The sequence below is a fragment of the Aquicoccus sp. genome (assembly GCF_041686535.1).
In the GTDB taxonomy this organism is placed as follows: Bacteria; Pseudomonadota; Alphaproteobacteria; order Rhodobacterales; family Rhodobacteraceae; genus Aquicoccus.
The window spans coordinates 1-22,403 of sequence record NZ_JAWLDS010000049.1; the positions used below are offsets into that span (position 1 = coordinate 1).

Here is a 22,403-nt window from a genome sequence, read left to right on the forward strand (position 1 = left end):
CGCGAAACATGAAGTGCTTCAGATGTCATTTTTATTTTACGGACGGATGGTATTCTGTCGACTTTAAAGAATGAACGTACTGGACCATAATCTGCGTTGATCGTCGAAATTCCGAATTGTTCCTTGGTAATTCGTACGCGCCGGATTTATCGAGCGGTGGGTAAATGTAATTCAAACAAGATCGACGTGCCGGGAATTTATAAACTATCTTTCTCACCCGAATTTCGGTAATATGGAGGTATAATCGACTCGAGATGTTTTGAACTTTTTCGACTTTGGGCATTCAGAGCGATCCTGCAACGTGACGCGGGGCGCACTTGGGGGTGATGCTGTCAAGTCTGGGCTTTGACCTGGTGTTCGGTGCTGGCCGTAAAGTGATGTGACCGGCAAGGATATTGAAGCGGCGCTCTGGATGGTTCTCGTGGGTTTGGTTTTTGGGGGCCGTGGTATGATTTACGACAGACTGGGCGCGCGTGCGCTACGCCAGAAATTCCTGGAGCAATTCGTTGCATCCGCGGATTTTGCCTATGTGATGATGGGGCTTTACGACTGCCGGCGGAAGGAGACGTTCGAATTCTGGTCGGTCCGAAGGCAGGATTCGTCGTCCGAGGATGACAAGGACATGCCCCGCGACATCGAGCGCGCGCTGGCCGTTCAGGCATCGCTGCACCTCGACCGTTTGCATGAGGGCCCGACGGGCTATCCATTGTGGCTCCGGGCCGGTGGTTACATGCTGGGGATCGGGCGCCCGATGGCTGCCATGATTCCTTTCATGGCCATTCCCGCAGACGCCTGGAGCGAGGCGCCACCCCTTCAGGCGATGTTGCGCATCGGAATGGCCTATGTCCAGCAACAGCAAGCGGAAATCATCTATTCACGCTCGCCCTGGCCCGAGGGCCTTGCCGCTGCAACGCTTGAAATGCTCGCGTTGCGCTTCCTTGTGGTCGACCAAAAGACACAGGTCCTGCGTGACGGTCGCCTCGACGACGAAATCGCACAGGATGATCCCGACTGGCTCCTCCTGAACGGGCGCTTGACGCTGAAGGACCGACGTGAGCGCACGCTGCTGCACGAGGCCATCAGAAACGCCACGGGCGAGGATCGGCGGGCCTCGATCATCACGGTCTCGACCCGCTCGGGAGGTGTTCGTCTGGCCATCGTGGCCCCGCTCACCGGCAGCGAGCCGCCGCTGGCCATGGTGCTGTTCGAAAACACGCGCACCGATCATGCCGCCTTGCGAGAGCATTTCTTCACCGCCCATGGGCTGAGCCCGTCGGAACGCCGGATCGCGCATGTCCTGCTGGACGGCGGAACATTGAACGAGGCTGCGGAAACCAACTCTCTCTCGTTGGCCACCGTGCGCAGCTATCTCAAGAGCGTCTTCGGCAAGACCAACACGCATCGCCAAAGCGAGTTGATCGCGCTTTACTACCGCTCGATCCTGCCAATTGGCACCTCGATCATCAGGTCGGAGTCGCACTCTGACCGGCCCGAGGTGCTGGTCGTCCAAAGACCTCCCGCAAAGATTGCGCGGGATCTGACCTCATCACCCTGACTGCAGCCCCGCAGGGTCCCCGGGGTCGGACATGCAAGCTTGGCGGCCTGCATGGGTCCGGCGATCGGCCATGCCGGTGTCGCTTCGCCCCTCGAGGCACGGCGACGATTGGCCCGTCCCGCTCAAGAGCCGGTGAGCTTGTCCCGGCGCCGTCCGATCACCGGCGGCGCAACCCCGACCGTGACCGGCGGCATTTTGCCCGCCGCCTCGACCTCGACCAGGCAGGAATGCGCGATCGGCCCCTGGGCCAGTTTCGATGTGCCCTTGTCAGGGGTGAGCGTGTTGGGGTTGCCATGGACGCAGGTTTCGCCCGCGGGCTCATACCACGCGCCGGTGGCGATCTGGATCACGCCGGTGCGGATCTCGTCGCTGATCCTGAGCCCGGCAAGACAGGCCCCGCGCGCGTTGAAGAGGCGCACCACCTGGCCCTCCGAAAGGTCGCGCTTTGCGGCATCCACAGGGTTCATCAGCACCGGCTCGCGCCCCGCCACGCGGTCGGCGCGGCTCAGTGACCCGTGGTCGATCTGGCTGTGCAGCTTGGTTTTCGGCTGGTTCGAGACCATGTGCAGCGCATCCCCCGCATCCGCCTTGCCCAGCCATTCCAGCGGCTCGATCCAGGCCGGGTGGCCCGGGCAATCGTCATAGCCGAACCCCGCGATGGTCTCGGAAAAGATCTCGATCCTGCCGCTCGGTGTTTTCAATGGCCGCGCCTCGGGATCGGCGCGGAACGCCTCCATCATCACGGTTTGTTTCTCGGGCGCCGGCACCCGGTGCCATCCCGTGCGGCGCAGCTCGTCCAGCGGGGGCAGTTCGACCCCGCCGCGCGCTGCCGCCTGCCGCGAAACATCATAAAGCCAGCGTTGCCACTCCGCGGCGCTGCGCCCTTCGGTGAACGCCTCTTCCACACCCATGGCCGCGGCGATCCCGCGGAAAATCTCGTGATCGTCACGCGCCGCGCCCACCGGCCCGGCGGCCTTGTCCATCATCGTGATGAACGGATCCTTGGGCGACATGGCGATGTCCTCACGCTCAAGCGACGTGGTGCAGGGCAGCACGATGTCGGCGTGCCGCGCGAGGCTGTTCCAGCACCATTCGTTCACGATGATCGTCTCGGGCCTTGCCCAGGCCCGGCGCAGGCGGTTGAGGTCCTGATGATGGTGAAACGGGTTGCCCCCGGCCCACCATACCAGCCGCACATCGGGATAGGTGAGTGTGCGCCCGTTATAGTCCACCATTCCGCCGGGATTTTCGAGCATGTCCGTGACCCGCGCCACGGGGATGTAGTCCGCCACCGGGTTCTGGCCTTGCGGAAAGGCGGCATAGGGCACCTGTTTTCGGTTGAGCCCGGTGTGATTCATCGCCGAATAGCCGAACCCCACGCCGCCACCCGGCAGGCCGATCTGCCCCAGCATCGCGGCCAGCGTGATCGCCGCCCAATAGGGTTGTTCGCCATGATCCTGCCGGGTCAGCGCATAGGCAACCGAGATCATCGTGCGCCCCTTGGCCATGCGCCGGGCGAGATCGCGGATCGTCTCGGCCGGAACTTCCGTGATTGCGGCGGCCCAGTCGGCGGTTTTCGCCACGCCATCGCTTTGGCCTGTCAGGTAAGCCGCGAACCGGTCGAACCCGACCGTGTATCGCTCGAGGAACGCACGGTCATGCAGCCCCTCGGCGAGGATCACATGCGCCAGCCCCAGCATCAGCGCCGCATCGGTCGAGGGCCTGAGCGCCAGCCAGTCGGCATCCACCTTGTCCATCACATCCGCCCGCAAGGGCGAGATGTTGACGAACCGCGTGCCCGCCTCATGCGCCGCCAGAACCCCCGCCTTTTGCACATGCGCGCCGGTGCCGCCCTGCGTGATCTGCCCGTTCTTGAGCGGCACGCCACCAAAGGCCACGAAGAGATCGCAATTCTCGGCAATCGAGTCCCACGATGTCATCCGGTCGAGAAAGCCGCGAAAATCGCCCAGAACATGCGGCACGATCACCTCGGCGGCGGCAAAACTGTAGGTGTTGACCGACGAGGTGAACCCGCCCACGAGGTTGAGAAACCGCTTGAGCTGTCCCTGTGCGTGGTGGAACCGCCCGGCGCTGGCCCAGCCGTAGGAGCCGGCATAGATCGCCCTGTTGCCGTGATCGCGCCGCACCCGTTCGATCTCGTCCGCGATCAGGCGGTTGACCTCGTCCCATGTGACCTCGACGAACTCGTCGGACCCGCGCCGCGCGCCCGCCGTGCCCGGCCCGCCTTCGAGCCAGCTCCGGCGCACCGCCGGCGCGGTGATGCGCAGCGCGCCGCGCCGAGTCTCGACCATGCCCGCCCCGATAGGCGAGGGGTCGGGGTCATGCTCGAACGGGATCACCCCTGTCGGTTCCCCGTTCTCGGTCTCGAGCCAGTAGGTGCCCCAATGGCTGTTGGTGATCGGTTTGCGGTCGAGATCCTTCATCGCGCGCTTCCTTCATGGACCGTTCGTCGCTGTGCGAGAGTTGCGCAAAGCACGGGCGAAGGCAAGTCGGGTGCGGAACCATCCCGGCTCAAGCAGAGGGCATGCGCCTGCCCGAGGGGGGGCGCATGCCCGGTCCGCGGGGCGGCCCGGGCGAAATGCACTTGATCCTTGATCCTTGCGCACGCCGCGTTAACCCCTTGCATTAACCTTTCGTCAGGACTTACCCGGCAGCCGGGTGACAGCTGCGAGTCAGACGCATGTCACCCCCCGATTTTTCGCAGAAAAATCGTGTTAACCCGATCGCGCGGTCTTAGCCCTTGGGCTTGATATAGGCCGTCGCCTCGATCTCTAGGAGCGCCTCGTCCTCGACCAGATCCTCTATGACAATCAAGGACATGGCCGGGAAATGCCGGCCCAGCACCCGGCGATAGGCCGCGCCGATCTCGCGCTGGTGGGCCATGTATTCGGCCTTGTCCTTGACGAACCATGTCAGCCGACCGATATCGGTCGCGTCACCCCCCGCCGCACGAACGATTGCGGCAATATTTTCAAGGGCTTGTTCCATCTGCCCGATGAAATCGTGTCGTTCGAACACCTTCTGTGAATTCCAACCGATCTGGCCCGCGATATGCAGCGTGCCATCCTCCATCAACATCCCGTTGGCATAGCCCAGGGCCGGGGCCCATCCTTCGGGCTGAATTGTTTTGGGCGCCATCTCGCCTCTCCTCATCCTGTCTCGTAACCCGTTGAAAATTCAAAGCTCGCCGCGCAGGTGCCAAAGCTCGGGGAAGAGCTCAACCTCCAGCATCCGCCGCAGGTAGGCCACGCCGGAGGTGCCCCCGGTGCCGCGCTTGAACCCGATCACCCGCTCGACCGTGGTGACATGGTTGAACCGCCAGCGGCGGAAATAATCCTCGAGATCGACCAGCTTTTCGCCCAGTTCATAGAGCGCCCAATGGTTCGCGGTATCCTCGTAAACCACCTTCCACCGCGCCTGGATTTCAGGCTGTGCGACATGCGGATGGCCAAGCTGCGGGGCAGGGGGGTCTCCACCGCCCGTGCCCTCGAAAAGCCGTGCGACAACCACGTCGTAAAAGCTCGGGCGGCGCAATTCCTGCTCAAGCTTTTCAATCACTTCCGGCACATGCGCATGGGGTTTGAGCATGTTGGGGTTGCGGTTGCCCAGCACGTATTCGATCATCCGGTATTGCGTGGATTGAAAGCCCGAGGACGGCCCAAGCGTGTCGCGAAACCGGGTGTAATCCGCCGGGGTCATCGTGCGCAGGACATCCCAAGCGCTGTTGAGCTGCTCGAAGATGCGGCTCACCCGGGCCAGCATCTTGAACATCGGCTCCAGCGCCCCAGCCTCGAGCGCGGTGCGTGCAGCCGAAAGCTCATGGATCGCAAGCTTCATCCATAATTCACTTGTTTGATGTTGGATGACGAACAACATCTCGTCATGGGCATCCGAAAGCGGGTGCTGCTGATCCAGAAGCGCATCCAAATGCAGGTAATCACCGTATGACATCGCCCCCTTGAGATCAAGCTTGGCCCCCTCGCGCCCGGGATCGTAGCCACCGCTCATCGCTCCGCCCTCAGGCGAAAGCGTTGTATCTTGCCGGTTTCGGTCTTGGGCAGGGCCTTGGTGAACACCACGGAACGCGGGTATTTGTAGGGCGCGATCGTTGATTTTACGTGCTCTTGCAATGACTTGACCATTTCCGGGTCGGGAATCGCGCTGGCCGAGAGCACCACATGCGCCTCGACGATGGCGCCGCGTTCTTCGTCGGGCACACCGATCACCGCGCATTCGGCCACGGCTTCATGCGCCAGAAGCGCAGCCTCGACCTCCGGTCCGGCAATGTTGTAACCCGAGGACAGGATCATGTCGTCATTGCGCGCGGCGAAATGGAAATAGCCCTGCGCATCCATGAAAAATGCGTCGCCGGTGATGTTCCAGCCGTCCTGCACATATTCCGTCTGCCGCTCGCCGCGCAGGTAGCGGCACCCGGTCGGCCCCCTTACCGCCAGCCGCCCGACCTCGCCGGGGGGCAATTCCGTCCCATCCTCGCCGATCACCCGCGCCTCGTATCCTGTGACCGGCTTGCCGGTGCAGGCGGGGCGGTGATCCTCGAAGCGGTTTGTGACGAAAATATGCAGCATCTCGGTCGCCCCGATCCCGTCGAGCATCGGCTTGCCGGTCTTTTCCATCCACTCATCATAGACCGGCGCGGGCAGGGTTTCGCCTGCGCTGACGGCGGCGCGCAGGCTGGACAGGTCGGCGCCCTCGTCCATCGCCTTGAGCATGGCGCGATAGGCGGTCGGCGCGGTAAAACAGACACTTGCGCGGTATTTCTCGATGATCTCGATCATGTTGGGCGGTGTTGCGTTCTCCAAAAGCGTCGCCGCCGCGCCAAAACGCAGGGGAAAGATCGCCAGCCCCCCAAGCCCGAAGGTAAAGGCTAGCGGGGGCGAGCCGACAAAGATATCCTCGGGCTGCACGTCCAGCACCTCGCGCGCGTATCCATCCGCGATGATCAGCAGATCACGTTGAAAATGCATCGTGCCCTTGGGCTCCCCGGTCGATCCGCTGGTAAAGCCGATCAGCGCCACATCGTCCTGCGCGGTTTCCACCGCCTCGAACTGAACCGGTTTCTCCAGCGCCAGTCGGTCCAGCTCTGCATCGTGGTTCGACGTGCCGTCAAACCCGACCACGGTCTTGAGAAAGCGCGACTGCTTGGCACAGGTCGCCATCTCGTCCATCAGGCGCGTGTCGCAAAGCGCATGGGTGATCTCGGCCTTGTCGACATATTTCGCCAATTCGCCCGCGCGCAGCATCGGCATGGTGTTGACCACCACTGCCCCCACCTTGGTCGCGGCCAGCCAGCAGGCCACCATCGCCGGGTTGTTGGCTGAACGGATAAGGACGCGATTCCCGGGCCTTACGTCCAGATCCTCAACCAGTGCATGGGCGAGCCGATTGGTCCAGTCGGCCAATTCCTTGTAGGTCCGCCGTCGCCCGTTGCCAATAAGCGCGGTATGATCGCCAAAGCCGCGCGCCACCATTGCATCGGTCAGTTCCACCCCGGCATTGAGCCGATCGGGATAGTCGAAACCCTCAAGTCGCAACTCGGGCCATGTTTCCGGCGCGGGCAGGTTCTCGCGGGCAAAACTGTCCTCGTGGGCCGATGGTCTGAGCATATCCTATCCTCCCTGATACTGCCCCAGGGTCTGGCGCGCGATCACCACGCGCTGCACGTCCGAGGCACCTTCGTAGATCCGCAGCGCGCGGATCTCGCGATAGAGTTTCTCGACGGTCTCGCCCGATTTCACCCCGTCACCGCCATGCAACTGCACTGCGCGGTCGATGACCTTCTGGGCCTGGTCGGTGGCGAAAAGCTTGGCCATCGCGGCCTCGCGCGTGACTCTTGGCGCTCCGGAATCCTTGGTCCATGCCGCGCGATAGACCAGAAGGGCGGCCGCATCGACATCGAGCGCCATGTCGGCGATATGCCCCTGGACCATCTGCAGATCAAAGAGCGGTGCCCCCTGCACGTGGCGCGTCGTCACCCGCGCCACCGCCTCGTCCAGCGCCCTTCGGGCAAAGCCCAGCGCCGCCGCCGCCACGGTCGAGCGGAACACGTCGAGTACCGACATGGCGATGCGAAAGCCCGCGCCGGGCGTGCCAATCATCGCCGAAGCCGGCACCCGGCAATCGGTGAAGCGCAGCGTGGCCAGCGGGTGCGGGGCTATGGTCTCCAACCGCTCGACCACTTCGAAGCCGGGGAGGCCCGCCGGCACGACAAAGGCCGAAAGCCCCTTGGCGCCCGGCGCCTCGCCCGAGCGCGCGAAAAGCGTGTAGACATCCGCGATACCGCCATTGGAAATCCACGTCTTCTCGCCGTTGAGAACGTACTCGTCCCCGTCGCGCGCGGCCGTCATCGTGGAATTGGCCACATCCGACCCCGAGGCGGGTTCGGTCAGCGCAAATGCCGAAATCGCCTGTCCCGCGCGGGTGAGCGGCAACCATTCCTGCTTCTGCGCATCTGTCCCGAACAGCGAGATCGCCCCGGTGCCCAGCCCCTGCATCGCAAAAGCGAAATCGGCCAACCCGTCATGGCGCGCCAGCGTCTCGCGAATGAGGCACAATGTGCGCACATCAAGTTGCCCGTCCAACGCCCCGGAATGCCTGAGAAACCCGGCTTCGCCCAGGTCTGAGACCAGCGCCCGGCAGGCGGCATCCGTGTCGGAATGGTCGATGGAGAGCCTCGCGGCAAACTGCTCCAGCTCTTTGGCCAGTGCCCGGTGCCGGTTCTCGAAAAACGGCCAGTTCAGAAAGCTTCGGTCACTCATCGCACCCTCCTTCATCTTCATCTTGCCGGAAATACTCCGGGGTGGTGACAAGTCGCGCCGCGACTTGCACTTGGGGGCTTTCCCCTGGGCATTCGGCTCAGTCGCCCTCGAAGACTGGCTTCTCCTTGGCGACAAAGGCTTTGTAGGCACGTTGGAAATCCTGCCCCTGCATGCAGATCGCCTGCGCCTGCGCTTCGGCCTCGATTGCCTGCTCGAGGCTCATCGACCATTCCTGTGCGAGCATGGTCTTGGTCATCATGTGGGCGAAATTGGGCCCCTCGGCGATGCGCGCGGCCAGTGTCTGCGCCTCGGGCAGGAGATGATCGGCGGCCACTTCACGACTGAAAAAGCCCCAGTTCACACCTTCCTGCGCCGACATGCTGCGCCCTGTGTAAAGCAGTTCGGCTGCGCGCGACTGTCCGATGATGCGCGGCAGGATCGCACAGGCCCCCATGTCACAGCCCGCAAGCCCCACGCGGGTAAAGAGGAATGCGGTCTTGGCCTCGGGCGTGGCCAGGCGAATGTCCGAGGCCATCGCCATGATCGCGCCGGCGCCCGCGCAAACGCCATCGACCGCGGCGATGATCGGCTTGCCGCACCCCAGCATTGCCCTGACCAGGTCCCCGGTCATGCGAGTGAAGCGCAAAAGCTCTTTCATGCTCATCTTGGTGAGCGGCCCGATGATCTCGTGCACATCTCCGCCCGAACTGAAATTGCCGCCATTGGGCGCGATGATCACCGCCTTGACCTCGTCGTCGTAATGCAGGTCGCGGAACCAGTCGCGCAGCTCGGCATAGGAGTCGAAGGTAAGCGGGTTCTTGCGTTCGGGGCGGTCGAGCGCGATCGTCGCAACCCCGTCGTCGATCTCGCATCTGAAATGTTTCACGTCGCTGCGCATCAGTTATGCTCCTTCATCGTGTCGCTGAGATGGTCGAGACGGCGGATCATGCCGTCCACGTCGTCCGCATCGAGCCCGGCCAGCATCGCGTCGATCCAGCCTTCATGCGCGCCGGCATGTCTGGCGAAAACCTCGCGCCCCTTGTCGGTCAGACGCACGCGTTGTGCCCGCCGGTCACCCGGCACGGCCAACCGCAGGGCCAGCCCTTCCTCGGTAAGCTTGTCCACGATCCCGGTGATGTTGCCGTTCGAGACCCGCAACATCTGGGAAATCTCGCTCATCTTCAGCCCCTCGGGGCTGCGATTGAGCGCGGACATGACATCAAAGCGGGGCAGGGTCGAGTTGAACTCGGCGCGTAACCGTCGCCTGAGGCTCGCTTCGATCAGGTTCGACGCCTTCAAGAGCTTGAGCCACAGTCGCAGCCGCGCCTTGGAAAGCGGCGCATGATGGTCGGATGTTTCGGTCTTGCGCGCTTCGCTCATACGGTCCCCACCAGTTCTGCCTCGCGGTCGGCCAGGCGCCAGAGTTGATCGCGTCCGGGGAGATAGGGCAGGGGCCAGTCGTTTGCCTGCCGGTCGCCGATCCGGGCGCCCTCATGGAAGGTCCAATAGGGATCGGCCAGGTGCGGACGCCCCACTGCCACCAGATCGGCACGGCCCGCCATCAGGATCGAATTGGCGTGGTCGGCCTCGTAGATATTGCCGACGGCCATGGTCTTGATCCCGGCCTCGTTGCGAATACGGTCCGAGAACGGTGTCTGGAACATCCGGCCATAGATGGGTTGCGCCTCGATGCTGGTCTGCCCTGCTGAGACGTCAATGATGTCGGCGCCCGCGTCCGCGAATATGCGCGCAATCTCGACGGCCTCGTCCGGGGTGACGCCATGATCGCCGACCCAGTCATTGGCTGAAATCCGTACGCTCATCGGTTTGCCTGCGGGCCAGACGGCACGCATCGCGGCAAAGACTTCGAGCGGATAGCGCATCCTGTTTTCAAGGCTTCCGCCATATTCATCGCCCCGTGCGTTCGACATGGGCGAGATGAAGGACGAGATGAGATAGCCGTGTGCCGCGTGCAGCTCGATCATGTCGAACCCCGCGCGGTCGGCCATTTGCGCCGCCGCCACGAACTGATCGCGCACCAAATCCATCTCGGGCCGGGTGATCTCGCGCGGGGTGGGGTTCTCGGGTGACCACGGGAGCGGTGAGGCCGAGACGACCTCCCAGTTGCCATGCGGCAGTGGTGCGTCCATCCGCTCCCAACCCAGTTGGGTCGACCCCTTGCGCCCGGAATGGCCGATCTGGCAGCAGATCTTCGCATCGGTTTCACCATGCACGAAATCGACCACCCGCGCCCACGCGCTTTCGTGTTCGGGCGCGTAGAGGCCTGGGCAGCCGGGGGTGATCCGCCCTTCGGCGCTGACACAGGTCATCTCGGTATAAACCAAGCCCGCACCGCCCTTGGCCCGTTCGCCCAAGTGCACGAGGTGCCAGTCGGTGGGGCAGCCATCGATGGCCTTGTATTGCGCCATGGGTGAGACGACGATGCGGTTTTTAAGTTCCATTTCGCGCAGGGCGAACGGCGTGAACATCGGGGAACGCACCGGCGCATCCCGGGGCACTCCGCCCTGATCCATGAACCACCGCTCCGCGCTTTCAAGCCATTCGGGATCGCGCAGGCGCAGGTTTTCATGGGAAATCCGCTGCGAGCGGGTGAGCAGGGAATAGTTGAACTGCACCGGGTCGAGATCGAGGTAGCGTTCGATCTCCTCGAACCATTCAAGGCTGTTGCGCGCTGCCGATTGCAGGCGCAGCACTTCGAGGCGACGTTCGTCCTGATAACGCCGAAAGGCCGTCTCCATGCTGGGCTCGGAATGCAGGTAATCAGCCAGCGCTATGGCGCTGTCAAAGGCAAGCCGCGTGCCGGAGCCGATCGAGAAATGCGCCGTGGCCGAGGCATCGCCAAGAAGCACGACATTCTCGTGATACCAGGTTTCGCAAAGCACGCGGGGAAAATTGATCCAGACCGCCGAGCCGCGCAGATGCGCCGCATTCGACATCAGTTCATGCCCGCCCAGGTGATCCTCGAACACCTTGCGGCAGCTCTCGACTGTCTCTTCCTTGCTCATGCTCTCGAATCCGAAACTGTCCCAGGTTTTCTGGCTGCATTCGACGATGAATGTCGCCGTGTCTGCGTCGAACTGGTAGACATGCGCCCAGATCCAGCCATGTTTGGTCTTTTCGAAGATAAAGGTGAAGGCATCGTCGAATTTCTGATGCGTGCCGAGCCAGACGAATTTGCATTTGCGGGTGTCGACATCGGGTTTGAACGCGTCGGCGTATTCCTGTCGTACGCGCGAATTGATCCCGTCACAGCCGACGACGAGATCATATTCCTTGCGATACTCTTCTGCGGTCCTGAATTCCGTCTCGAACCGCAAGTCGACCCCCAGCTCGCGGGCGCGCTCCTGCAACAGGATCAGCATCTGCTTGCGCCCGATTCCGGCAAAGCCATGCCCGCCGGAGACCGTGCGCTGACCCTTGTGGATGACGGCGATGTCATCCCAATAGGCGAAATGATCACGGATCGCCTGTGCGCTCTTCGGATCGTTGGACTGCAGCTTGTCGAGTGCATCATCCGACAGGACCACGCCCCAGCCGAAGGTGTCGCTTGCGCGGTTGCGCTCGATGACCGCGATTTCATGCGCCGGGTCGCGCAGCTTCATTGAAATGGCAAAATACAGGCCGGCCGGCCCGCCACCCAAACATGCAATCCGCATCAAGGCCTCCCATGATTCGCCGGGTTGCAATGTTCCCGGGTGCGTGGAGTCTGAACATTGAATATAGATAGTTCAAGATTGAAATTTACAAACATATAGAATAATCTGCAACATGAGCGTGTCGACCCGGGAGTGTTGACGTGGTTCGGGGTATTTTTTGTAGGGTATACTTACGTTTTTGTTGACAAGTGTCGCCGTGTTGGGAACCTTTGAGGTTGAGGCAATATATTGCATCAACTTCCGCGATTCCTGCCGGGTGCAGCGGGGAGGAGCTGTGTCCGATGGGGCAATATAGTGCCAATCAATGGGAGGAAGAAAATGAAACTCAAATCACTTATGCTCGCGGCCTGTGCCGCGGCAATCACAATGGGCGCGGCTCAGGCCGAAGGCGTCAAGGTTGGGATGATCACGACGCTGTCTGGGGGCGGTGCAGGGCTGGGTATCGATGTGCGTGACGGTTTCATGCTCGCCGTCAAGCAGTCGGGCCGATCGGATATCGAAGTGGTGGTCGAGGACGACCAGCAAAAACCTGATGTGGCGGTGCAACTGGCCGACAAGCTGGTGCAATCGGAAAAGGTCGATCTGCTGACCGGGATCATCTGGTCAAACCTTGCCATGGCTGTGGTGCCTTCGGTGACAGCGCAGGGCAAGTTCTACATTTCGCCCAATGCCGGGCCTTCCGCACTCGCAGGCAAGGGATGTCATCCGAACTATTTCAACGTGGCGTGGCAGAATGATGCCTTCAATGAAGCAGCGGGCGCCTGGGCCTCCGAGAACGGCATCGAGAAGGTCTTCCTGCTGGCGCCCAATTACCCGGCGGGCAAGGATATGATCGCGGGCTTCAAGCGCTTCTACGAGGGCGAGATCGCCGATGAAGTCTATACCAAGCTTGGCCAGAACGACTACGCCGCCGAAATCGCGCAGATCCGATCGGCGGATGCGGATATGCTCTATTATTTCTTGCCGGGCGGCATGGGGATTTCCTTCATGAAGCAATACGCCGGTTCCGGTGCCGACAAGCCGGTGATGGGGCCCGCCTTCAGCTTCGATCAGGGTATCCTGGGCGCGATCGGCGAGGCGGCGCTTGGGGTCAAGAACACATCGCACTGGTCCAAGGATCTCGATGTGCCCGGCAATGCCGAGTTCGTGGAGAGCTTCATCGAGGAATTCGACCGCCTGCCGTCGCTCTACGCGGCGCAGGGTTTCGATACGGGTCTGCTTCTGGTTTCGGCAATGGAAAAGGCCGACATCTCGGATGCCGACGCGTTCCGCACTGCGCTGGAAGCGGCGGATTTCCAGTCGGTCCGGGGCGATTTCGAATTCGCGCCGAACCATCACCCGATTCACACCATCTACATGCGTGAGGTGGTCAAGGAGGGCGATGTGGTCACCAACAAGGTGATCGGTGTGGCCGCCGAGGATCATACCGACTCCTATGGCGTCGACTGCAAGATGTAAGGCCATGACCGCCGGGGCTACGCGCCCCGGCGGACCGGGCGGAATTCACGGCAGGTTAACGGGCAAATGAATCTGGTCCTTCTGATCGAGCAGCTTCTCAACGGGCTGCAATTCGGTGTCATGCTGTTTCTCATGGCGGCGGGTCTCACCCTCATCTTCGGGGTGATGGGGCTGATCAACCTCGCGCATGGTTCACTCTACATGATCGGGGCATTTGCCGCTGCCGCCGTGGCCTCGGCGACCGGCAGCTTCACCTTGGCGCTGATGGCGTCGCTGGCTGCCGCAGCGCTCGCCGGGGTGATCGTCGAAATGGTTGTCATCCGACGGCTTTACGACCGCGATCACCTTGATCAGGTGCTTGCCACGTTTGCGCTGATCCTGATCTTTTCTGAAGGCACCCGTTGGGTGTTCGGCTCATTCCCGATTTACCTCGATGTGCCCGCGGCCTTGTCGGGCGGGGTCAATCTGCCCTTTGGCATCAGATATCCGGCCTATCGGCTGGCCATCATCGGGATTGGCCTGATCGTCGCCTTCGGGCTTTTCCTGCTGATTACCCGCACAAGGATCGGGATGCGTATCCGTGCGGGCGAGAGCGACCGAGAGATGATCGGGGCGCTCGGCGTCAACATCGCGGTGCTCTACACGGCGATCTTCGCCCTTGGTGCGGCGCTGGCCGGGTTCGCGGGGGCCTTGGTCGGCGCGATCCAGTCCGTCGAGGTCGGCATGGGCGAGCCGGTGCTGATCCTGGCTTTCGTCACGATCGTGATCGGTGGCATCGGGTCGATCCGCGGCGCCTTTGTCGGGGCGCTTCTGGTTGGGCTGACCGACACGATGGGCCGGGTTTTGCTCCCGGTCCTGTTGCGCGCCTTCATGGAGCCCTCGGCGGCCACTGCGGTCGGTGCCGCGCTGGCCTCGATGTCGATCTATATCCTGATGGCGGCGATCCTGCTTTTCAAACCCACCGGCCTTTACGGGAGCGCCTGAACCATGCGGCGGGAAACCCTGATCAACACGATCCTGACCCTTGGCCTCTTGGCGGTGCCGCTGGTGGCCTGGGCGATGGATGAAACCTATACCGTTACGCTTGCCACCGAGATCGTGATTCTCGCGCTTGCCGGCGTCGGGCTCAACCTCGCGCTGGGGCTGGGTGGCTTGGTCAGCCTGGGCCATGCGATGTTCTTCGGTATCGGCGGCTACGCCGCCGGTATCCTGGCCAGTCACGCGCAAAGTTATGATCCCATCATGGAGTGGCCCTTCCTGATCGAGGGCACCCAGTCCATGCCGGTGATCTGGCTTCTGGCGATCGTGGCTTCGGCGTTGGTGGCACTGGCAACCGGGGCTCTGAGCCTGCGAACATCGGGCGTCTACTTCATCATGATCACCCTGGCGTTCGGCCAGATGTTCTATTACTTCACAATCTCCTGGCCCGCCTATGGCGGCGAGGACGGACTGTCGATCTACGTGCGCGACCGCTTCCCCGGGCTCAACACCCTCGATCCGATCCAGTTCTTCGGCCTGTGTTTCGTGCTGCTCATGGTTTGCCTCTTCATCGTGGCGCGACTGTCGCGCTCGGGCTTCGGCCTGGCGCTCAATGCCGCCCGCCAGAACGAGACGCGGGTGCGCGCCGTCGGGATCGAACCCTATCGCTTGCGGCTGATGGCCTTCGTCATTTCCGGCACGATTACCGGGTTGGCCGGTGCGCTTTACGCCGACCTGAACCGCTTTGTCAGCCCGGTGATGTTCTCGTGGCACACCAGCGGGGAAATCATGGTCTTCGTGATCCTGGGTGGCGTGGCGCGGCTCTTCGGGCCGGTTGCAGGGGCGGCGCTATTCATCATCCTCGAACAGGCGCTGGACGGTGTATCGGACTATTGGCACATCTATCTCGGCGCGCTGTTGCTGATTGTCGTGCTCTTCGCGCGCGGCGGGCTCATCGGTCTGTTGGCCGGGCGCAATGGCGGGGGCGGCCATGACTGAAACGCTTCTCGAAATTCGTGGCATGTCCAAATCCTTCGGTGCTCTCAAGGCATCTGATGACGTTTCGCTCGACCTCAAGCAGGGCGAGATACATGCACTGATCGGCCCCAATGGCGCCGGCAAATCGACGCTGATTGCCCAGATCGCGGGCAGCCTGCGTCCCGACCGCGGCGAGGTCTGGCTCGAAGGGCACAACGTGACCCATCAGGACGCGGTGGCCCGCGCCAAGGCGGGGTTGGGGCGGACGTTCCAGATTTCCTCGCTTGCGATGGAGGACACGGTGCTGCAAAACGCGATGCTCGGAGCGCTCGGTGCGCGCCGCCGCTTGCCCGGACTCTGGCGTCCCGTGATGCGCGACAGCGATCTGCGCACAACCGCCATGGGGGCCCTGCGAGAGGTCGGTCTCGAGGAGTTCGCCCATTTCCGCACGGCCGATCTCAGTCACGGCCAGCGTCGCCAGCTCGAGGTTGCCGTCGCCCTCACGCTCCGGCCGCACGTGTTCCTGATGGACGAACCCATGGCCGGGCTCGGCGCCGAAGGTTCGGCCATCCTGGTGGAGTTCCTTCGCAACCTCAAATCCCACGCGCCGATCCTCCTGGTCGAGCATGACATGGATGCGGTGTTCCAGTTGGCCGACCGGATCAGCGTTCTGGTCTATGGTCGGATCATCGCTACCGGCACACCGAGCGAGATCCGCGCCAACGCACAGGTGCGCGAGGCTTATCTGGGCGAGGAGGACGAGGAATGAGCCTTTTGCGACTCGAACATGTCTCGGCCTTCTATGGCGCTTCGCAGGCGCTTTTCGATGTCTCGCTCAGACTCGACCAGGGCGAGGTCGTCGCACTCATGGGCCGCAACGGCATGGGCAAGACCACCACGATCAAGGTGATCTGCCGGATGCTCAAGCATCGTGGCGGGGCGGTGATGCTCGACGGGCACGACATGGCGCGGTGGCCGTCCTATCGCGCCGCGCGCGCGGGGCTTGGCCTCGTCCCCGAGGGACGGCGCTGCTTTCCAAATCTTACCGTGCGCGAGAACCTTATCGCCCCGGCGCGGCCTGGCCACTGGACTTTGCGCCGCGTGTTCGAGTTCTTTCCCCGGCTGGGCGAGCGCGCGGGCCAGATGGCGATGTCGCTTTCGGGTGGCGAGCAACAGATGCTGGCCATCGGGCGCGCGCTGATGACCAACCCGCGCATCCTCATTCTCGACGAGGCGACCGAGGGCCTTGCCCCGGTGATCCGGAAAGAGATCTGGGCGGCCATCGCAGAGCTCAAGCGCGACACCGGGCTTGCCATTCTCGTGGTGGACAAATCCCTCAGGGAGCTCTCGCGCGTGGCCGACCGGGGGGTGATTCTCGAGCGGGGGCGCTCGGTCTGGGGCGGTGGCTTTGACCGTCTCGATGCTGAGAAGCGGGATCGCTACCTGGGCGTCTGAACCGATTTTTCGCCGAAAAATCGTGCGTTGCATACTCATTGCAGCAGAAAAATGGTTTTTCAAAAATTTACCATTTGATAAAATTTCAACTTGTGGCACCCTGAGAAAAAAGAACATCGAACTGGGAGATTGCCACAATGGCGCACACCATCCGGACCCCCGGCATCGTCGCGGGCCGTCTTGAGAAGGACGTTCTGGCCGAGAATTTTTCGGACCTGCACCCGCCGCTTGACGCGCATGAGGCGCATGTCGCCGCCGACCGCTGCTATTTCTGTCATGACGCGCCCTGCATCACGGCCTGTCCGACCGAAATCGACATCCCGCTTTTCATTCGTCAGATCGCGACCGACACACCGCTCGCCGCGGGCAAGACGATCCTGGAACAGAACATTCTTGGCGGGATGTGTGCGCGGGTCTGCCCGACCGAAACCCTGTGCGAAGAGGCTTGCGTGCGCGAACTGGCCGAGGGCAAGCCGGTCGAGATCGGGCGCTTGCAGAGGTTTGCCACGGACGCCTTGATGGCCCATGGTCCGCAGCCCTTCTCCCGTGCGGCGGCCACCGGCAAATCCGTGGCCGTGGTGGGGGCGGGCCCGGCGGGCCTGGCCTGCGCCCACCGCCTTGCGATGCATGGGCATGACGTCACCATCTACGAGAAACGAGACAAGCCGGGCGGGCTCAACGAATACGGCATCGCCAGCTACAAGACGGTGAACGATTTCGCGCAGGCCGAGGTCGATTGGCTTCTCGATATTGGCGGAATCGACATTCGCTATGGCCGGGCGCTCGGGCGCGATGTGACGCTGGAACAGCTTTCCGATGCCCATGACGCGGTGTTTCTCGGGATCGGCAAGCCCGGCGTGAACCGGCTGGACGGGTTCGACCTCGACGGTATCCGCCCGGCGGTCGATTTCATCGCCGATCTGCGCCAGTCCGATGACCTCGCGACCCTGCCGGTGGGCCGCCATGTGGTGGTAATCGGGGGCGGCATGACCGCCGTTGATGCAGCCGTGCAATCGAAATTGCTGGGGGCGGAAAGCGTGACGATCGTTTACCGCCGCGCGCAGGCCGACATGCCGGCCAGCCGCTACGAACAGGACCTTGCGGCCTCCAACGGCGTGAACCTGATGTTCAATGCGCAGCCGGTCTCGGCCAGCGGAGCCGGGGCGGTCGAAAGCGTCACTTTCGAATATACGGCCGACAACGGGACGGGTCTCAAAGGTACGGGCGAAAAGTTCGACCTGCCCGCCGATCAGGTGTTCCTCGCCATCGGACAGGTACTGGAGGGCGCGCCCGAAGATCTGTCGCGCGAGGGTGCCGCGCTGGCCACCGACCCGCATCATCGCACAGCGCTGGCCAATGTCTGGGCGGGCGGCGATTGTTCGGCCACCGGCGAAGATCTCACCGTGACCGCAGTGGCCCAGGGCCGCGACGCGGCAGAAGCGATCCACAAATCCCTGATGGGTGAAGGAGGGCCGACAAATGGCTGATCTCACGACGACTTTCCTCGGCATCACGACGCCCAACCCGTTCTGGCTGGCCTCGGCGCCGCCCACGGACAAGGAATATAACGTGCGCCGCGCCTTCGAGGCGGGTTGGGGCGGCGTGGTCTGGAAAACGCTGGGTGAGGATGGCCCGCCCGTCGTGAATGTCAACGGGCCCCGCTATGGCGCGGTCTGGGGGGCGGACCGCCGCTTGCTGGCGCTCAACAACATCGAGCTGATCACCGACCGCCCGCTGCAAACCAACCTTGACGAGATCGCGCGAGTGAAAAAGGACTATCCCGACCGGGCGATCATCGTGTCGCTGATGGTGCCCTGCACCGAGGAAAGCTGGAAGGCGATCCTGCCGCGCGTGGCCGAAACCGGGGCCGACGGGATCGAGCTCAATTTCGGCTGCCCCCACGGTATGAGCGAGCGCGGCATGGGCTCAGCCGTTGGGCAGGTGCCCGAATATATCGAGATGGTCACGCGCTGGTGCAAGGAAAACTACGACAAGCCGGTGATCGTGAAGCTGACCCCCAACATCACGGATATCCGCTATCCCGCGCGTGCGGCCAAGGCGGGCGGGGCCGACGCGGTGAGCCTGATCAATACCGTCAGTTCCATCACTTCGGTCGATCTCGACGATTTCTGCCCAGAGCCCGCGATCGACGGCAAGGGCAGCCATGGCGGGTTGTGCGGCCCGGCGGTGAAACCCATGGCCCTAAACATGGTGGCCGAGATTTCCCGCGACGCGGAAACCGCGGGTCTGCCCATTTCGGGGATAGGCGGCGTCACGACATGGCGCGATGCGGCCGAGTTCATGGCACTTGGCGCGGGCAACGTGCAGGTCTGCACCGCGGCCATGACCTATGGCTTCAAGGTCGTGCAGGAAATGATCTCGGGGCTCGGCGACTGGATGGATCGCAAGGGATACGCAAGCACCGAAGAGTTCATCGGCAAGGCTGTGCCGAACGTGACCGACTGGCAATATCTCAACCTCAATTTCGTGACAAAGGCGCGCATCGACCAGGAAAGCTGTATCAAGTGCGGCCGCTGCTACGCAGCCTGCGAAGACACCTCGCACCAGGCAATCTGGATGAAGGAGGGGCGCGTTTTCGAGGTCAACGATGCCGAATGCGTGGCCTGCAACCTCTGCGTCAATGTCTGCCCGGTCGAGGATTGCATCACCATGGAACGTCTGCCGGCGGGCCAGACCGATCCGCGCACCGGCCAGGTGGTTTCGGACGATTACGCCAACTGGACGATGCACCCCAACAACCCGGCGGCACAAGCCGCGGAATAGCCCGGGGTTTTGGCAGAAAGGACCGCGAACGAGACTTCCGCGAATTCTGCGAAGGCGCGCGCGTTCGGCTGGAAAAGCCCGCCCAATGAGACGTGGCAACAGCCGGCGCAAGGCCAACCCGTCAGGGTCGCAGCAAACGGGTGAACATCAATTCCAGGTGCGCCTCGGCATCGGGATAGGGGTCGATGTCCTCGCTCCCCAGGACTGCGTGCACCTGAACGTCGAAATCCGCGTAGTGCTGGGTCAGTGCCCAGATCGAGAAGAACAGGTGATAGGGATCGACCGGCGCGATCTTGCCATCCGCGACCCAGCGGCGGATGACCCGCGATTTCTCGTCCACGAGGGTCTTCAACTCGCCTGACAGATACGGCGCGATCCGCGGTGCACCCTGGATGATCTCGTTGGCGAAAAGGCGGCTTTCGCGCGGAAAATCGCGGCTCATCTCGAGCTTGCGCCGGACATATCCCACGATCTCGCTCAGCGGCTCACCCGCCTCGTCGAGCGCCCGCAGCGGATCGAGCCAGGCTTCGAGCAGCCCGTCAAGCAGCGCGGTGTGAATCGCCTCTTTGGACGGGAAGTAATAGAGCAGGTTCGGCTTGGACAGCCCCGCCGCGCGCGCGATCTGGTCGACCGTCGATCCACGAAACCCATTTGTCGAGAAAACGTCAAGCGCCGCTTCGAGAATCGCAGCCGTGTTCTTTTGCTGAATCCGCGTTGCCATCCACGCCTGCCATCACGTTCACATCCTCGCCCCTGTCCGGGCAAACCGGTTGCCAGATGATCAAGCATCGACCATTCATGCAGAATGGACTTTCCGGACATGGCAACATGATGCGAAGTTCTTGACTGACTGTAAAGCCGTGTTAGCGTCGGTTTTGACCTGTTGGTCAAAACAGGACCAATAAGGGGGGCAGGCCGATATGTGTCCCCCTCCAAAAGAAGCGAACAGAGAGGATCACGTCATGCCCGCAGCGGGGGAGAATCTGAGGATCAACGCCGACCGTCTTTGGGACAGCATCATGGAGATGGCCAAGATCGGCCCCGGTGTGGCCGGCGGCAACAACCGCCAGACCCTGACCGACGAGGATGCCGAGGGTCGCGCGCTGTTTCAGTCGTGGTGCGAAGAGGCCGGTCTGACCATGGGCGTGGACGAGATGGGCACCATGTTCGCCATGCGCCCGGGCACCGACCCCGACGCGCTTCCGGTCTATGTGGGCAGCCACCTCGACACCCAGCCCACGGGCGGCAAATATGACGGCGTGCTGGGCGTGCTGGCGGGGCTCGAGATCATCCGCACGCTCAACGATCTCGACATCAAGACGAAACACCCCATCGTCGTGACCAACTGGACCAACGAGGAAGGCACGCGCTTTGCCCCCGCGATGCTGGCCTCCGGGGTATTTGCCGGGGTGCTCGGTCAGGACTGGGCCTATGACCGGGTCGATGCCAAGGGCAAGCGGTTCGGTGACGAGTTGGAGCGCATCGGCTGGAAGGGCGCGGAAAAGGTCGGCGCCCGCAAGATGCACGCGTTTTTCGAGCTGCATATCGAACAGGGGCCGATTCTCGAGGCCGAGGGCAAGGATATCGGTGTTGTCACCCACGGGCAGGGGCTGCGCTGGATCGAATGCACGGTCACGGGCAAGGGGCAGCACACCGGCTCGACCCCGATGTATATGCGCCGCAACGCGGGCCGTGGCCTGGCCCGGGTGACGGAACTGGTGCACGAGATCGCGCTCCAGTATCAACCCAACGCCGTCGGTGCCATAGGGCAGATCGACGTTTATCCCAACAGCCGCAACATCATCCCCGAAAAGGTGGTCTTCACGGTCGATTTCCGCTCTCACATCATCGAGACGCTCGAAGCGATGGTGCAGGAGTTGAACGAGACCGCGCCCGGGATCTGTGCCGATATCGGGGTCAACTTCAAATCCGAGGTGGTCGGATTCTTCGACCCGCCCGCCTTCGACGAAACGCTTGTGGGCCGGGTGCGCGACGCGGCCGAACGGCTGGGCTACAGCCACATGGACATCGTCTCCGGCGCGGGGCACGATGCCTGCTGGGTCAACCGGCTCTATCCGACAACCATGGTGATGTGCCCCTGCGTGGATGGCCTGAGCCACAACGAGGCCGAGGAGATTTCCAGGGACTGGGCGCAGGCCGGGGCCGATGTGCTGATGCATGCAGTGGTCGAAACGGCGGAGATCGTGGGGTGAGCCTTCGTGCGGCGATATCCGCCCCGGACATCTACCGGGGCGATCCTCCGGAGAGGGAGTCGTGATGCAGGACCCGATTGCCGGACCGGTCGGCTCGATTGCGGCGCGCATCGCTGCCGAGCTTCACGACTACGATCCCGACGCGGGCAATATCCGCGCCGTGGGGCAGGTCACACCGATGCCCGTCCACTGGCACCGGCTGTTGCTGGCCGAGTTCCGCGCGGCACTGATCGACCCGCAGGAGGTCGAGACGTTGTTTCCGGGCGGCATGACGGAGATATGCTGGGCCGTCACTCGCTCGAACGGCGCCTATCGCGTGATCTATGTCCCGTGGGCCGGGGTGTTCTCGCTCGCGGTCGAGTCGAGATACGGGCCGGTCGATATCGGCGTCCATGGCGACGCGGTATCGGTTTTCGGCGCGATACATTAGGATAAAACAGGGAGACAAGGACAATGAGCACCAAAGTCATCAAGAACGGCACCGTCGTGACCGCCGATCTGACCTACA

19 protein-coding genes are annotated in these 22,403 nt (G+C 62.8%); 10 read left to right on the plus strand and 9 right to left on the minus strand.

The window, feature by feature from the left end; translation table 11 throughout:
- Positions 1-448 precede the first annotated feature (448 nt).
- Positions 449-1,555 (plus strand): helix-turn-helix transcriptional regulator, encoded by a 1,107-nt coding sequence (locus tag ACESL9_RS11000; RefSeq protein WP_372674826.1) that lies wholly within the window; start codon positions 449-451, stop codon positions 1,553-1,555.
- Between the two features lie 122 nt (positions 1,556-1,677).
- Here ACESL9_RS11000 and ACESL9_RS11005 read toward each other — a convergent pair whose 3' ends face one another.
- The 8 genes from ACESL9_RS11005 to ACESL9_RS11040 form a co-directional block, all read right to left on the minus strand.
- Positions 1,678-3,999, minus strand: coding sequence for a molybdopterin guanine dinucleotide-containing S/N-oxide reductase (locus tag ACESL9_RS11005; protein ID WP_372615178.1), 2,322 nt, complete (start codon positions 3,997-3,999; stop codon positions 1,678-1,680).
- Between the two features lie 310 nt (positions 4,000-4,309).
- Complete coding sequence (locus ACESL9_RS11010) at positions 4,310-4,714, minus strand: RidA family protein (protein ID WP_372615177.1); 405 nt, start codon at positions 4,712-4,714, stop codon at positions 4,310-4,312.
- A 39-nt stretch (positions 4,715-4,753) separates the two neighbouring features.
- Positions 4,754-5,584, minus strand: a complete 831-nt coding sequence (locus ACESL9_RS11015) for a tryptophan 2,3-dioxygenase (RefSeq protein ID WP_372615176.1) — start codon at positions 5,582-5,584, stop codon at positions 4,754-4,756.
- Positions 5,581-7,200: an AMP-binding protein gene (locus ACESL9_RS11020; protein ID WP_372674827.1), complete on the minus strand. Its 1,620-nt coding sequence runs from the start codon at positions 7,198-7,200 to the stop codon at positions 5,581-5,583. The genes ACESL9_RS11015 and ACESL9_RS11020 overlap by 4 nt, the downstream gene beginning before the upstream one ends.
- 3 nt (positions 7,201-7,203) lie before the next feature.
- The gene (locus tag ACESL9_RS11025) at positions 7,204-8,352 is read right to left on the minus strand and encodes an acyl-CoA dehydrogenase family protein (protein WP_372615174.1); all 1,149 of its coding nucleotides are present in this window, start codon (positions 8,350-8,352) and stop codon (positions 7,204-7,206) included.
- A gap of 97 nt (positions 8,353-8,449) precedes the next feature.
- Positions 8,450-9,250: an enoyl-CoA hydratase family protein gene (locus tag ACESL9_RS11030; RefSeq protein ID WP_372615173.1), complete on the minus strand. Its 801-nt coding sequence runs from the start codon at positions 9,248-9,250 to the stop codon at positions 8,450-8,452.
- Positions 9,250-9,732: a MarR family winged helix-turn-helix transcriptional regulator gene (locus ACESL9_RS11035; RefSeq protein ID WP_372615172.1), complete on the minus strand. Its 483-nt coding sequence runs from the start codon at positions 9,730-9,732 to the stop codon at positions 9,250-9,252. Before ACESL9_RS11035 ends, ACESL9_RS11030 begins: the two co-directional genes overlap by 1 nt.
- Positions 9,729-12,029: a bifunctional salicylyl-CoA 5-hydroxylase/oxidoreductase gene (locus ACESL9_RS11040; RefSeq protein WP_372615171.1), complete on the minus strand. Its 2,301-nt coding sequence runs from the start codon at positions 12,027-12,029 to the stop codon at positions 9,729-9,731. Before ACESL9_RS11040 ends, ACESL9_RS11035 begins: the two co-directional genes overlap by 4 nt.
- Before the next feature lie 318 nt (positions 12,030-12,347).
- On the opposite strand from ACESL9_RS11040, the gene ACESL9_RS11045 reads away from it, so the two are divergent.
- From ACESL9_RS11045 to preA, 7 genes are all read left to right on the plus strand, one after another.
- Positions 12,348-13,487, plus strand: coding sequence for an ABC transporter substrate-binding protein (locus ACESL9_RS11045; RefSeq protein WP_372615170.1), 1,140 nt, complete (start codon positions 12,348-12,350; stop codon positions 13,485-13,487).
- Between the two features lie 66 nt (positions 13,488-13,553).
- Complete coding sequence (locus ACESL9_RS11050; RefSeq protein ID WP_372615169.1) at positions 13,554-14,471, plus strand: branched-chain amino acid ABC transporter permease; 918 nt, start codon at positions 13,554-13,556, stop codon at positions 14,469-14,471.
- Positions 14,472-14,474: 3 nt separating this feature from the next.
- Entirely contained in the window at positions 14,475-15,464 is a 990-nt protein-coding gene (locus tag ACESL9_RS11055; RefSeq protein WP_372674828.1) for a branched-chain amino acid ABC transporter permease, read from the plus strand.
- Positions 15,457-16,212 (plus strand): ABC transporter ATP-binding protein, encoded by a 756-nt coding sequence (locus ACESL9_RS11060; RefSeq protein ID WP_372612655.1) that lies wholly within the window; start codon positions 15,457-15,459, stop codon positions 16,210-16,212. The genes ACESL9_RS11055 and ACESL9_RS11060 overlap by 8 nt, the downstream gene beginning before the upstream one ends.
- On the plus strand, positions 16,209-16,898 hold the full coding sequence (locus ACESL9_RS11065) for an ABC transporter ATP-binding protein (RefSeq protein WP_372612653.1): 690 nt from the start codon (positions 16,209-16,211) through the stop codon (positions 16,896-16,898). Before ACESL9_RS11060 ends, ACESL9_RS11065 begins: the two co-directional genes overlap by 4 nt.
- A 137-nt stretch (positions 16,899-17,035) precedes the next feature.
- Positions 17,036-18,385, plus strand: coding sequence for an NAD(P)-dependent oxidoreductase (locus ACESL9_RS11070; RefSeq protein ID WP_372612651.1), 1,350 nt, complete (start codon positions 17,036-17,038; stop codon positions 18,383-18,385).
- The gene (gene preA / locus ACESL9_RS11075; protein ID WP_372612649.1) at positions 18,378-19,682 is read left to right on the plus strand and encodes an NAD-dependent dihydropyrimidine dehydrogenase subunit PreA; all 1,305 of its coding nucleotides are present in this window, start codon (positions 18,378-18,380) and stop codon (positions 19,680-19,682) included. Before ACESL9_RS11070 ends, preA begins: the two co-directional genes overlap by 8 nt.
- A 121-nt stretch (positions 19,683-19,803) precedes the next feature.
- Here the strand turns inward: preA and ACESL9_RS11080 are convergent, their stop codons facing one another.
- A complete protein-coding gene (locus tag ACESL9_RS11080; protein WP_372612647.1) occupies positions 19,804-20,403 on the minus strand; it encodes a TetR family transcriptional regulator C-terminal domain-containing protein in 600 nt (199 codons plus the stop codon).
- 241 nt (positions 20,404-20,644) lie between these two features.
- On the opposite strand from ACESL9_RS11080, the gene ACESL9_RS11085 reads away from it, so the two are divergent.
- Together ACESL9_RS11085 and ACESL9_RS11090 are read left to right on the plus strand one after the other, a co-directional pair.
- On the plus strand, positions 20,645-21,895 hold the full coding sequence (locus ACESL9_RS11085; protein ID WP_372612645.1) for a Zn-dependent hydrolase: 1,251 nt from the start codon (positions 20,645-20,647) through the stop codon (positions 21,893-21,895).
- Between the two features lie 64 nt (positions 21,896-21,959).
- Positions 21,960-22,325, plus strand: coding sequence for a hypothetical protein (locus ACESL9_RS11090; protein WP_372674829.1), 366 nt, complete (start codon positions 21,960-21,962; stop codon positions 22,323-22,325).
- The last annotated feature ends 78 nt before the right edge of the window (positions 22,326-22,403 follow it).